General features: G+C 59.9%; 11 protein-coding genes. 7 read left to right on the top strand and 4 right to left on the bottom strand.

Annotated features, from left to right (window positions below; genetic code table 11):
- Nucleotides 1-213 precede the first annotated feature (213 nt).
- From JOE33_RS24145 to JOE33_RS24160, 4 genes are all read left to right on the top strand, one after another.
- Nucleotides 214-1,305 (top strand): sugar diacid recognition domain-containing protein, encoded by a 1,092-nt coding sequence (locus JOE33_RS24145; protein ID WP_187626203.1) that lies wholly within the window; start codon nt 214-216, stop codon nt 1,303-1,305.
- A gap of 111 nt (nt 1,306-1,416) precedes the next feature.
- Entirely contained in the window at nt 1,417-2,556 is a 1,140-nt protein-coding gene (locus JOE33_RS24150; RefSeq protein WP_187626202.1) for a glycerate kinase, read from the top strand.
- Between the two features lie 172 nt (nt 2,557-2,728).
- A complete protein-coding gene (locus tag JOE33_RS24155) occupies nt 2,729-4,354 on the top strand; it encodes a methyl-accepting chemotaxis protein (protein ID WP_122529569.1) in 1,626 nt (541 codons plus the stop codon).
- A 125-nt stretch (nt 4,355-4,479) separates the two neighbouring features.
- On the top strand, nt 4,480-5,724 hold the full coding sequence (locus JOE33_RS24160) for an AGE family epimerase/isomerase (RefSeq protein ID WP_122694294.1): 1,245 nt from the start codon (nt 4,480-4,482) through the stop codon (nt 5,722-5,724).
- A 33-nt stretch (nt 5,725-5,757) separates the two neighbouring features.
- Here JOE33_RS24160 and JOE33_RS24165 read toward each other — a convergent pair whose 3' ends face one another.
- Nucleotides 5,758-6,846 carry an AbrB family transcriptional regulator gene (locus tag JOE33_RS24165; RefSeq protein ID WP_187626201.1) on the bottom strand — a complete coding sequence of 363 codons (1,089 nt, stop codon included), beginning with the start codon at nt 6,844-6,846 and terminating at the stop codon, nt 5,758-5,760.
- A gap of 106 nt (nt 6,847-6,952) precedes the next feature.
- Here JOE33_RS24165 and JOE33_RS24170 point away from each other — a divergent pair, with 106 nt between their 5' ends.
- On the top strand, nt 6,953-7,855 hold the full coding sequence (locus JOE33_RS24170) for a LysR family transcriptional regulator (protein WP_032612576.1): 903 nt from the start codon (nt 6,953-6,955) through the stop codon (nt 7,853-7,855).
- Between the two features lie 10 nt (nt 7,856-7,865).
- Here JOE33_RS24170 and JOE33_RS24175 read toward each other — a convergent pair whose 3' ends face one another.
- The gene (locus JOE33_RS24175) at nt 7,866-8,384 is read right to left on the bottom strand and encodes a nucleoside 2-deoxyribosyltransferase (protein WP_032612578.1); all 519 of its coding nucleotides are present in this window, start codon (nt 8,382-8,384) and stop codon (nt 7,866-7,868) included.
- A gap of 169 nt (nt 8,385-8,553) precedes the next feature.
- Here JOE33_RS24175 and JOE33_RS24180 point away from each other — a divergent pair, with 169 nt between their 5' ends.
- On the top strand, nt 8,554-10,257 hold the full coding sequence (locus JOE33_RS24180; protein WP_187626200.1) for a VRR-NUC domain-containing protein: 1,704 nt from the start codon (nt 8,554-8,556) through the stop codon (nt 10,255-10,257).
- Here JOE33_RS24180 and JOE33_RS24185 read toward each other — a convergent pair.
- Together JOE33_RS24185 and JOE33_RS24190 are read right to left on the bottom strand one after the other, a co-directional pair.
- Nucleotides 10,233-10,535 carry a hypothetical protein gene (locus tag JOE33_RS24185; protein ID WP_187626199.1) on the bottom strand — a complete coding sequence of 101 codons (303 nt, stop codon included), beginning with the start codon at nt 10,533-10,535 and terminating at the stop codon, nt 10,233-10,235. The genes JOE33_RS24180 and JOE33_RS24185 overlap by 25 nt on opposite strands.
- A gap of 93 nt (nt 10,536-10,628) precedes the next feature.
- Nucleotides 10,629-10,913, bottom strand: coding sequence for a hypothetical protein (locus JOE33_RS24190; protein ID WP_032612582.1), 285 nt, complete (start codon nt 10,911-10,913; stop codon nt 10,629-10,631).
- Nucleotides 10,914-11,431: 518 nt separating this feature from the next.
- Between JOE33_RS24190 and pstS the strand changes: the two genes are divergently transcribed.
- Nucleotides 11,432-12,457 (top strand): phosphate ABC transporter substrate-binding protein PstS, encoded by a 1,026-nt coding sequence (pstS, locus tag JOE33_RS24195; RefSeq protein ID WP_010431906.1) that lies wholly within the window; start codon nt 11,432-11,434, stop codon nt 12,455-12,457.
- Nucleotides 12,458-12,467: the final 10 nt, after the last annotated feature.

Here is a 12,467-nt window from a genome sequence, read left to right on the forward strand (position 1 = left end):
GGGTCAGCAGCGACAGCAGGCTGGCGAGTCGGAATTTGATCACAAGGGGGCCTGTACACGCATATTCGAGGGTTCAAAAGGTCGACGCGGGCACTCTGCCATGTACGTCGCGCCCGTGACTACTTTCAGGCACACTCGGGCGTTCTATAACTTCAACAAAATGTATCCATATGCCCGACCATTGCAAGCCTCGCCACGTGTCTGGAGTCGTCCATGTTCGCCCTTGATCGAGCGCTGGCCCAGGACATCGTCGACCGGGCCATGACCATCCTGCCGTACAACGTCAATGTCATGGACTACCTGGGCATCATCATCGGCAGCGGTGATGCCGAGCGATTATGTACCCGTCATGAGGGCGCGCAGCAGGTGCTGGCCAACCGGCAGGTGGTGGAAATCGATTCTCTGGCAGCGTTGCAGCTCGGCGGTGTCAGGCCGGGTGTCAATCTGCCGCTGATGCTCGACCATCAACTGGTGGGCGTGCTCGGCATCACCGGCGAGCCGGACGAGGTCCGGGTGTATGGCGAGCTGGTGAAGATGACTGCCGAGATGCTCATGGAACAGCGCCGTCAGCAGGCTGACCTTCAGTGGCGGGCGCAGCGCAGTGAAGACCTGCTGGCGCGCCTGCTGTTGCCGGATTGTCCCGACAGCCTGGTGGATGAAGCGCGACAACTGGGTTTGCAGCCGCACATGGCGCGTCAGGTGGTATTACTTCAGTTTGGTGATGAGGGGCTGGCTGGCAGCCAGGCTGCCAAATGGCTTGGCACACGCTACGCCGACAGCTGGTGCGTGCTGCGTGAGCCCACCTTGCTGTACTGGTGCCGCGCGACGGGCAAGGAGCGTGACGATGCGCTGCTGCTCAAGCAGTTCGATGAGCAGCATTGGCCAGTGCTGCGTATGGCCACCGTGGCGCAATCGGCGGACCTGCCCACCCTGCGTCAGGCCTGTGCGGCAGCGCGGGATCTGCTCGACTACGCCAGTCAGGCAAGGCCGGCGCCGCGCCTGCTGCGGCTTGAAGCCTATCGGTTGCCGGTGCTGTTCTGGCGTTATCGTCATGACTGGCTGGCCGAAAACGTCACCGAGCCGATGGAGCGTCTGCACACGCATGCGCAACTGTTCGACACCTTATGCAAATGGTTCGAGTACAGCGGCGAAAGTCAGGCCTGCGCCGATGCACTGGGTATCCATCGCAACAGCCTGCGCTACCGGCTGGAGAAGGTTGGCGAGCTGACGGGCTGCGATCCCTACAAGACCGATGACCTGCTGCGGTTGTACGTGGGCGCGCAGATGATCACTCGCCACAACTAAAGCCGGGTTTTGTTCAAACGCCCCATAACGACGGCAGATCATTGTGCGATCGGCAGGCGGAAACCCCGGTGTTGAATGAGAGCATGCGAGTACCGGATCTGGAGAACAACAATGAAAATAGTCATCGCCCCCGACTCGTTCAAGGACAGCCTCAGCGCCCAGGCAGTTGCCGACGCGATCGCCAGCGGTCTGGCCGAGGTCTGGCCGCACGCCGAGCTGATCAAATGCCCGATGGCAGACGGCGGGGAGGGCACCATCGAGGCGCTGCTGGCTGCTTGCAATGGCGAACTGATGAGCGCCAGCGTCAGCGGCCCGCTTGGCGCCCCGGTCAACGCCCATTGGGGCTGGCTGGCGGAGAGCAGGACCGCAATCATCGAAATGGCCATGGCCAGCGGTTTGCAGCTACTGACTCTGGCACAGCGCGACGCCTGTGTGACCAGTACTGAGGGCACCGGCCAGTTGATCTCGGCGGCACTGGATGCAGGAGCCCGTCGGGTGATCCTGGCCATCGGCGGCAGCGCAACCAATGACGGCGGCAGCGGCATGCTTTCAGCCTTGGGCGCGCGCTTTCTGGACGCCAACGATCAGCCGCTGGCGCCGGGTGGGCTTGCGCTTGCCGACCTGGCGCGTATCGATCTGAGCGGTTTCGATCCACGCTTGTCTGACGTGCGCGTCGAGATCGCCGCCGACGTCGATAATCCACTCTGCGGGCCGAATGGCGCCTCAGCTATCTTCGGCCCGCAAAAAGGCGCATCGCCGGATCAGGTCATGGCGCTGGACGCCGCACTTGGCTGTTTTGCCGAGCATACCGCGCAGGCGCTCGGCCAGGATTTGCGCAACAGCCCTGGCAGCGGAGCAGCGGGGGGCATGGGCTTTGCCGCCAAGGCCTATATGAAGGCTTCGTTTCGTGCCGGCGTGGAGGTGGTGGCCGAGCTGACCGGGCTGGAGCAGGCGCTGATCGGTGCCGATCTGGTCATCACCGGTGAAGGCCGTTTCGACGCGCAAACCCTGCGCGGCAAGACGCCGCTTGGCGTTGCACGAGTCGCCCAGCGTCGGCAAGTGCCGGTGGTTGTGCTGGCTGGAACCCTGGGCGAAGGCTACGAGCAGCTGTATGCGCACGGCATCGGCGCAGCCTTTGCTTTGGTCAGCGGACCGATGAGCCTTGAGCAGGCCTGCCGCGATACGCCCCGCCTGTTGCACGAGCGTGCGCGCGACGTGGCGCGGCTCTGGCAGATGGCTTCGGGCGGTTGATGACTGCGCTGTGAGCAACGACAGCAGCCTGGCAACAACCGTTATTTTTCATTAACTCTATGAATCATCGCTGGCTGTCCTAAAGAATTGCCTGATCAGGGCGATACGCTGTCGGTTGTCTGACAACTTCGCGTCGGACACTGCCCTCCAAAAAATATAAAGAGCCCTGGTCATGAATCTACGCAAACTCTCTATCGCTCGTCGCGCCGGTCTGGGTTTTACCCTCATTTCCCTGTTGGTGGCTTTGCTGGGGTGGTTTGCGCTGGCGCAGATGTCGACCATTCGCCAGAGTGAAGTGGCGGTGGAGACCAATTGGCTGCCCAGCATGCGAGTGGTCAACGATATCCGCGAAATCATGCTGCGCATTCGCACCATTTCCTTGCGCATGGCGCTGGATACCGATCCTGCGAGCATTCCGACCTACCGCGGCCAGCTGGACGTACGTCTGGGTGATCTGGACAAGAAGCTGGCGGTCCTCAAGACCTTTGTCGACACCCCGGAAGAGAAGTCGCTGACCGACCAGTTCATGGTGACCATGGGCCAATACCGCAGTGCGCTGGACCGCTCCTTTGTACTGGCTGGCCAGGGCGATAGCGTCGGGCTGAACAAACTGCTGCTGGTCGACATGAAGCAGATCGTCGACGGCTCCGGCAAGCAACTCGGTGACCTGGCGGACTTTTATGTCACCAAGGTCGATGCGGAAGGCAAGTCGGCCGAGGCCCAGTACGACAAGTCGCGCGACATCGTGATTATCTTCGTGGTGATTGCCGCGCTGTGCACCATCGGCCTGGCACTCTGGCTGACCCGCAGCATCGTCGGCCCGCTGCAGCGTGCGGTAACCGCTGCCGAGCAGGTTGCCAACGGCGACCTGACCCATAGCATCGAAGTCGATGGTGAAGACGAAGTCACCCGACTGTTGCGTGCCCTGGCGATGATGCAGGTCAATCTGCGCGAAGCCATGCGCCACATCGGTAGCTCGGCCACTCAATTGGCGTCGGCCGCCACTGAACTCAACTCGGTCACCGAAGACAGCTACCGTGGCTTGAACCAACAGAATGCGGAGATCGATCAGGCCGCCACGGCAATCAACGAAATGACCTCGGCAGTAGAAGAAGTCGCGCGTAACGCCGTTTCTACTTCGGACGCCTCCAACCAGTCCAGCACTTCGGCGCTGGCGGGCCAGACTCGGGTGATCGAGACGGTGCAGTCGATCCAGACATTGACCGACAACGTACAGGCCACCTCGACGCTGGTGCAAAACCTTGCCAATCAGTCGCAGGACATCGGCAAAGTGCTGGACGTGATCCGCTCGATTGCCGAGCAGACCAACCTGCTGGCACTCAACGCAGCCATCGAAGCGGCACGTGCAGGCGAGTCGGGCCGTGGTTTCGCGGTGGTGGCGGACGAAGTCCGGGCATTGGCGCATCGCACCCAGCAGTCGACCCTGGAAATCGATTCGATGGTCAGTGCCATGCGCAGTGGTTCGGCGCAGGCGCTTGACTCGATGAACACCAGCCGCGATCGGGCCGACTCGACGTTGGCACTGGCCAAGGGCGCGGGCGAGTCCTTGAGCGAAATCACCTCGTCGATCAACCAGATCTCTGAGCGCAATCTGGTGATTGCCAGCGCGGCGGAAGAGCAGGCGCAAGTGTCGCGTGAAGTCGACCGCAACATCGTCAACATTCGCGATCTGTCCATGCAGTCGACTCAGGGCGCCAACCAGATCAGTGCGTCTAGCCATGAATTGTCGCGCCTGGCGGCCGATCTGAATCAGGTGGTCTCACGCTTCAAGGTGTAAACCCCTGCATTGAGACAGGTTGTGCCTGCTTGCCGACGATCGACCGGACGCGCATTATGCCCTCGGTCGAAATGACCTCCGGTACAGTCTGTGCACAACCTTATCGAAGGGGGCGGCATCGCTTCATGAATAACAACAATCAAACCTTCAGCAGTTGGCTGCGCTCGCCAGCCCATCACCAGTGGCTGGCACTGGAAGGCAATCGTCTGTTGACCTTCGCCAAGGCCTCCAGACTGGACAACGGCTTTGGCAGTCTTGATGACTACGGTCGCCTGATGGTCGGGGCCACCGCAGAAACCATGAACACGGCGCGCATGACCCACTGCTTTGCCATGGCCCATGCGCAGGGCATTCCCGGTTGTGCTGCGCTGGTCGATCATGGTGTCGCCGCATTGCGCGGGCCGTTGCACGATGCCGAACACGGCGGCTGGTTCAGCGCTGCGCTCGAAGACCGCGGCAAGACTGACAAACAGGCTTATCTGCACGCGTTCGTTGCACTGGCGGCCAGTTCCGCCGTGGTGGCGGGGCGGCCTGGCGCGCAGGCGCTGCTGTCGGACGCCATCCAGATTATCCAGACTCATTTCTGGAGCGAGCAGGAAGGTGCCATGCGTGAGTCGTTCGCGCGCGACTGGAGCAACGAGGAGTCGTATCGCGGTGCCAACAGCAACATGCACAGCACCGAAGCCTTTCTCGCGCTCGCCGATGTGACCGGCGACGCGCAGTGGCTAGACCGGGCGCTGAGCATCGTCGAACGCGTGATCCACGAGCATGCCGGTGCCAACAACTTTCAGGTCATCGAGCACTTCACCCAGGACTGGCAGCCGCTGCCCGATTACAACCGGGAAAACCCGGCAGACGGCTTCCGGCCCTTCGGCACCACGCCGGGACATGCCTTCGAATGGGCGCGGCTGGTGTTGCATCTGGAGGCTGCGCGCCGTCAGGCCGGACGCGCCAACCCCGAATGGTTGCTGAACGACGCCCGCCAACTGTTTGCCAATGCCTGCCAGTACGGCTGGGATGTCGACGGTGCCCCGGGTATTGTCTACACCCTCGACTGGCAGAACCAGCCGGTGGTCCGTCATCGCCTGCACTGGACTCACTGCGAGGCGGCCGCTGCTGCTGCCGCATTGCTGCAACGTACCGGCGAGCAGCAGTATGAGGACTGGTATCGCTGTTTCTGGGAGTTCAACGAGACCCTGTTCATCGATCACGAGCATGGCAGCTGGCGCCATGAGCTGAACCAGCGCAACGAGCCCAGCGCAGACATATGGCCCGGCAAGCCGGACCTTTATCACGCTTATCAGGCCACGCTACTGCCGGTGTTGCCCCTGGCGCCAAGCCTGGCCAGCGCCCTGGCGGGGCTGGAGTGAACGGCTAGCGTCGGTCAGCCTGATATCGGCAACTCAAAGCGCAGGGATGCGTTTGTCGGTCAGGCGGATAATCTGACGGGCCAGGAAGCTGCCGGTCAGGATCACGCCGAACAGGCGCAGGGTCTGCATGGCCAGTACGAAACCGACGTCGGCATGCGTATCGATGGCAATGATGGCCATGGTGTCGAGGCCGCCCGGGCTGGTTGCCAGGTACACCGAGAGGTAATCCTTGCCCAGCATCACGGCAATCAGCCAGGCCGACACTGCGCAGAGCACGATCAACAGCAATGAGGCCAGAATCATCATCGGCAGCCGACGCCAGACGTACTGCACCGTCGGCCGATCGAAGCGCAGCCCGACGTAGCAGCCTATCGCACCGTACGCGATGGGCAGCAACCAGGTCGGAACGGTGATCTGCATCACGCCACTCAGTTGCAGCGCACCGCCCAGCATCAGCGGCACCAGCAGGGCACCTGCCGGGAGACGCGAGCCGAGTGTCACGCCTGCGGCAATGACTGCCAGGCTCAGCGCAAGATCGACAAGGTTCAGGGCGGGCAATGCCGCTGTAGTGCTGTGCAGGGTCGCACCGGAATCCGGTGCGCCGATGAAATGGCTGACCAGCGCGCCGATGGTGACCACGCAGACCACACGCACATATTGCATGGTGGCGACGATGCGCGAGTCGGCACCGTAATCCTCGGACATCGCGACCATTGCCGAGGCCGCGCCCGGCGACGTGCCCCAGGCTGCGGTGTTGCTCGGGATACCGGCAAAGCGCACCAGCACCAGCCCAACCGCCGCGCTCAGCACAACCGTGAGGATCGTCGCCAGCAGCATGACGTGCCATGAATGAAGGGCGGTGAGCAGCACGCTGACCGACATGGCATGCGCGATCAGCACGCCAACCGTGCCCTGACCAAGTTGGAATGCCCGCTTTGGCATGCGAATGCTAGCACCTGAAACGCCAAAGCCGATAGCGACCAGCATGGGGCCGAGGAACATCGCAGCAGGCATATCGAACAGTTTGAGCAGTTGACCGGCAATGCCGGCCATCAGGATCAGACCCGCCCATTGAGTCAGCGGGGAAAGAGAGGAAAGCGAAAAGCGTGAAGCGTTTGACAAGGACGTTCTCCTTGAGAGGGGTAAATCACATGCAAACAGTATCGACTTCGCAACCCATCAAGTCTATTTTCTAATAATCATGAATTGATAACTTTGGTTGATAGATATGGACCTGCGTGATCTCACTTATTTCGAAACCATTGCCGAGCTCGGTCACCTTGGACGAGCTGCAGAGAAGCTCAATCGCAGCCAGCCAGCGCTGACCAAAAGCATTCAGCGCCTCGAAGAATCATTCGGAACGCGACTGTTTCAACGTGACGGCCGACGCATCAAACTGACGCCCGTGGGCGAGCTGCTACAGGCGCGCGGCAAGGAGTTGCAGCAAAGCATCGCCCAGACCCAGCGCGAGATCCGGGATTTCGCCAGTGGCATGGTGGGCAATATTCGGGTCGGCTGCGCCGCGACGATGGCGGAGTACCTGATGCCGAAACTGACTTCGGCCTTGTTGCAGCGTACTCCTGACGTCACCTTGAAGCTGGTGATCGGCCAGGATGACTTGCTGCGCGAATCGTTGCGCTCCGGTCAGCTGGACATGATCATTTGCGCGCTGGCGCCCGACAGTGAAGACGTCACCAGCTTCGCCATACTGCAGGACGAGGCTGTGGTGGTGGCCAGCAAGAATCATCCGATCTTCAAGCCATCGTTGAAAATGAGTGACCTGTGCGCGTATCGCTGGGTACTGCCGCCCGTCAGCGTTTCGTCACGCAAATGGCTGGACGCGACCTTCGCCGCTCATGGCCTGCCACTGCCGACGGTGCAAATCGAAGCAAACTCGATCTCCCTGTTGCCGGGGCTGATTTCCCGCAGCAACCTGTTGAGCTTCATTGCCCGCGAGTCGCTGGAGTTCGGCAAGACCATGCAGCACCTGCGTGAGGTGCCGCTCGAGCAGACCACCCATAAACGCACCATCGGTGTCACGCTGCGCAAGGGCGGTTACCTGTCGCCCGCGGCAGAAGGCATGTTGCAGATGCTGCGCGACAACGGCGGGGACTTTCTGGGTTGGGCGTGACGGTGTGCGTTCAGCCGCTCGCCGGCAGGACCTGAAAGCCACTCAGGTACTTTGCCAGCGCTTCTGCACCCAGCTCCACGGTCGAGCTGGTACCCGCCCAACTGCAGGCGAGCATCAGGTTGCGCGGCAAGTCGAAGTCTTCAACCATAAAACCGTTGGTGTCGAGACCGTTTTCATCGTGGGGAACCAGCTCGCGTAGCGATGCCACCGGTTCAAAGTACGCCCACACCGGCTTGTTCAGTGCGACTGCCATACCGACTTCGAATGCCGTGCCCGAATCCGGTTCCAGGCCGCGGAACACGTTCAGGTTGACCAGCATGGCAGAGCAGCGGTGGATCATCGCGACATTCATCGAGTAAATCTGCTGCGCGGTTTCATGCGCTGTCCGTCCGTGTGTGACCTCATTGTCAAACGGGTACAAACCCTCAAGCCCGTGTGCCGCGCACAATGCCTTGAGATAGCGTCCATGTTCCACGGCGTCGGTCCTGAACACGTCGAAGCCTGCGAGATAAACCAGTGGCGCGTGCATATTCGTCTCTCGGGTGCAGATATTATCCCGCCGATTCTAAGGCTGACCGCGTGCCGGCGATACATGCCATTGATCGGCAGAAACACGATCAGCAGGCGTTTACGCTGGAATCTGTACGGATAACCAGTATCCTTGGTCGGTCTGCTCATTTGTCATGTGAACGCTGGCCTTGAATATTTCGCCCCTCGACAATCCGTTTTATTACCTGGAAAACTTCCGTCAGGTCCTTGACTGGATTGCCCGGCGCTACGATGACCTGCTCGATGCAACCGAGCGCCATTTCATCAGCGAGTTTGCCGAGCTGCCGGTGCCCGCCCAGGGTTTGCTGGTGCGCATGGTGATGCGCAAGGGTGTGTTGTTCCGGGCCAGCAAACTCGGTTATGTCGAGATTGGCGACCCTCATGACGCCGTGTTGCCGCTGCTGGCGCGGGAGTGGGTCGATACCGCTCCGCCATTGGGCTTGAGCGAGCTGTTCCAGTTGCTGCGTCGGGATGAGTTGAGCCATTGCTTCAAAGACCACGCAGTCAAGGGGCCCGAGCGCAAGCAGGATTGGTTCGAGCGCCTGCAGCCGATGTACCCTGCGCCACAGCCCCTGGAACAGTGGCACCCGACGTTGTCCGACGCCGTGTTCGGCTTGAAGATCATGCCGCTGTGTGACCGCCTGCGTTTGTTGTACTTCGGCAATCTGTACCAGGAATGGTCTGAATTCGTGCTGGCCGACCTGGGTATCTACCGCTACGAAAAAGTCGAATTCTCGCTGGAGTCGCGCGGCATCAACGAGCGTGCCGACATCGACGTGTGCCTGCAACTGCATGCCTGCCGGGAAGCACTGGAAGCCTGCCTGGAACTGCACACGCTGGCCGAGCGTGTCATTGCCATCGAGTGCGGCAATCCGTGGTTGCTCATGCGTCGCGGCAAACTGCTGTTTCGTATCGGGCAACAGGCCGAGCGCGTACAGGACTGGCCTCTGGCGATGGCGGTGTATCGTCAGTCCAGTTACCCCGGTGCGCGTTCAAGGCAAATCCGCGTGCTGGAGCGTAACGCCGAATACGCAGCGGCGCTGACGCTGGCGGAACAGGCCCGTCTTGCACCGGAAAGTGATGCAGAGGTCCAGCATCTTTCACGCGTCATGCCACGACTGCAACGCAAGCTCGGCCTGACGGCCGCGCGCAAGCGTACTGTGCGGGCCATTGCGCGGCTGGACGTACAGGTCACGCCGGTGTCGGGGATGAGTGTCGAGCGTCTGATACGCCTGCACCTTGAAGACCAGCAGGGCGGGGAGGTGCATTACGTCGAGAATGCGCTGATCAATTCACTGTTCGGGCTGCTGTGCTGGCGGGCCATTTTCGCTCCATTGCCGGGCGCATTCTTTCACCCGTTCCACAGTGCGCCGAGTGACCTTTACAGCCCTGACTTCTACCAGCGCAGAGCATCGTTGTTCGATGCCTGTCTGATGCAACTGGAGTCTGCTGAATACCTGGCGACCATTCGCGAGCATTTTGAAAGCAAGTACGGCCTGCAATCACCGTTTGTATTCTGGGGTGCGCTGACGCCGGAGCTACTGGAGCAGGCACTCTATTGCCTGCCGGCCGAACACTTGCTTCGCTGGTTTCGTCGACTATTGCAGGATATAAAAGCCAACCGGACCGGAATGCCTGACCTGATCCAGTTCTTTCCGGAACAGCGTCGTTATCGAATGATCGAGGTCAAGGGGCCGGGTGACCGCCTCCAGGACAACCAACTGCGCTGGCTGGACTTCTGCGCCGAGCATGGCATGCCGGTGGAGGTGTGTTACGTGCAGTGGGCGACTGACGACAGTGTCTGCGTCAGTAGCGACCTGTCAGATCATCAAGGAGCCTTGTGCCCGTCCTGACTGTCCTTGTGGTCTGCATCGTGGGGCTGTTTCGAATCATGAGATTTGTCATCCGCACTGCCGTTCTTTCCAGGCAACGGGTCCATGCCTTTGGTGCCGGGGCTTGTGCCTGGCGCGCCGGGGCTGGTGCCGTCGACATTCTTTTCGTTTCCAGTGCCGGGCACTTTTGGGCTGTCGCTGACCGGGTTGGTCGGGCCGGTCGAACCGGCAAACGCGCTGGTGCCGGACAGCACCAAAAATGCCGCGAGGCTTATTGCCCCCAATCTATTCCTGATCATGATGCAAACTCCGTAAGTACAGTGACTGAAACGGTGCCGCGAAAAGGGTGGACCCGCGGGCAGGGCTTGGCCCTGCCCACGTAAGACGCCTGATTACTGAGTCTTGGTCTTTTCAGTAGTGGTGCTCTTGTCGTGTGTGCCGTGTGTAGTCTTGTCGTGCTTCATCGAGCGTTCTGCTGCCGCTTCCTTGCTTTCATCCTGCGCGCCTGGGGTCTCGGACGAGGTGCGGTCCGTCGGCTGGGTGTTGGTGCCCGGCAGCTTGGTCGCATTCTTGTTGATCGGGGTTTCAGGGGTAGTGGTCGATTCGGCAAAGGCAGCGCCTGAAGCTACAGCCATCAGGCCAGCAAGAGTCAGGGCAGTCAGTTTGGTTTTGATCATGGTGCTTACTCCGTTGTTTTAAAGTACTCACGTTGGTCATTGGCCAGTGGCCATAGGTGCCGTCGAACCCGACGAACGGTAGATATCTTCGATGCATCAAGGCTTACGCCGTTGCTATCCACGTTGAGGGCGATCGCGCGCGCTTTTCGGTCATTCATGCACCCCTGAGCACCGTCGGCCGCGAATTTTTAAGTTGATTTAGCTATAACGTGACCGCTCGGTCATTTACAACGATTCTTAAAATCACACTTTCTTACATTTTTATAACGTGGCTGGCATTCCGCTATCTGATGAGTGGTGGCAGAACGCTATTTGGTCTGGCGCGACGCGAATGCCCCGTAAACATTGGGTTTTAAAGGGTTTTTCATTGTCAGTGACGTAGGAAATCACTTACAAAAAAGTTCCTCTCCCGACACGATTCGCTGGATTGTCATTAAACAGCAACATTTGAGGTTTTAAATCCGCCTCGGGCCTCCTTAAGTGGACCACCACACAATCTCCTGGACTGAGGTATTACCGTGATTCTGCTGACTAAAAAACGCTTGTCGCTTCTGATCGCATCGCTGTGCCTTAGCGGTGTGGCTCACGCGACTGATGTAACAGGCGCTGGTTCGAGTTTCGTCTACCCGGTTATTTCGGCGTGGTCCCAGGACTACAGCAAGAGCAAGGATAACCGTATCAACTATCAGTCCATCGGTTCGGGTGGTGGTATTGCCCAGATCAAGGCGGCGACCGTTGACTTCGGTGCATCCGACGCCCCGATGTCCGCAGAAGATCTGCAGGCCGGCGGCCTGGGTCAGTTCCCGAGCGTGATTGGCGGTATCGTGCCGATCGTCAACGTCGAAGGCGTTGAAAGCGGCGCACTGAAGCTGGACGGTCCAACCATCGCCAAGATCTTCATGGGCGACATCAAGAAGTGGAACGACCCTGCAATCGTCGCGCTGAACCCTGACTTGAAAGATCACCTGAAAGATGTGGCGATCACCGTCGTTCACCGTTCGGACGGTTCGGGTACCACTTACAACTTCACCAACTACCTGAGCAAAGTCAGCCCGGAGTGGAACGAGAAGCTGAAGTTCGGTTCGACCGTGCAGTGGCCAGCAGGTGTGGGCGGCAAGGGTAACGAAGGTGTTTCGGCCTACGTGAAGCAGATCAAGGGCTCGATCGGCTACGTCGAGTACTCCTACGCAACGACCAACAAACTGTCCTACACCCAGCTGAAAAACGCTGCCGGCAAATTCATCAAGCCTGATGCCAAGGCATTTGCTGCTGCCGCTGACACTGCCGACTGGGCAAGCGCCAAAGACTTCAACCTGATCATGACCAACGCGCCGGGTGAAACTGCATGGCCGATCACCGCGACCACCTGGATCATCATGTACAAGAAAGCCAAGAACGAAGAGAAAAGCACGGCTGCTTTCGACTTCTTCAAATGGTCCCTGGAAAACGGCCAGAAGCAGGCCGAGAAACTGGAATACGTAGCATTGCCGAAATCGCTGGTTGATCGCGTGGAAAGCTACTGGAAAACGGAATTCACCAAGTAAGTGATTCAAC

The sequence above is a fragment of the Pseudomonas sp. PvP027 genome (assembly GCF_017833005.1).
Classification (GTDB): Bacteria; Pseudomonadota; Gammaproteobacteria; order Pseudomonadales; family Pseudomonadaceae; genus Aquipseudomonas; species Aquipseudomonas congelans.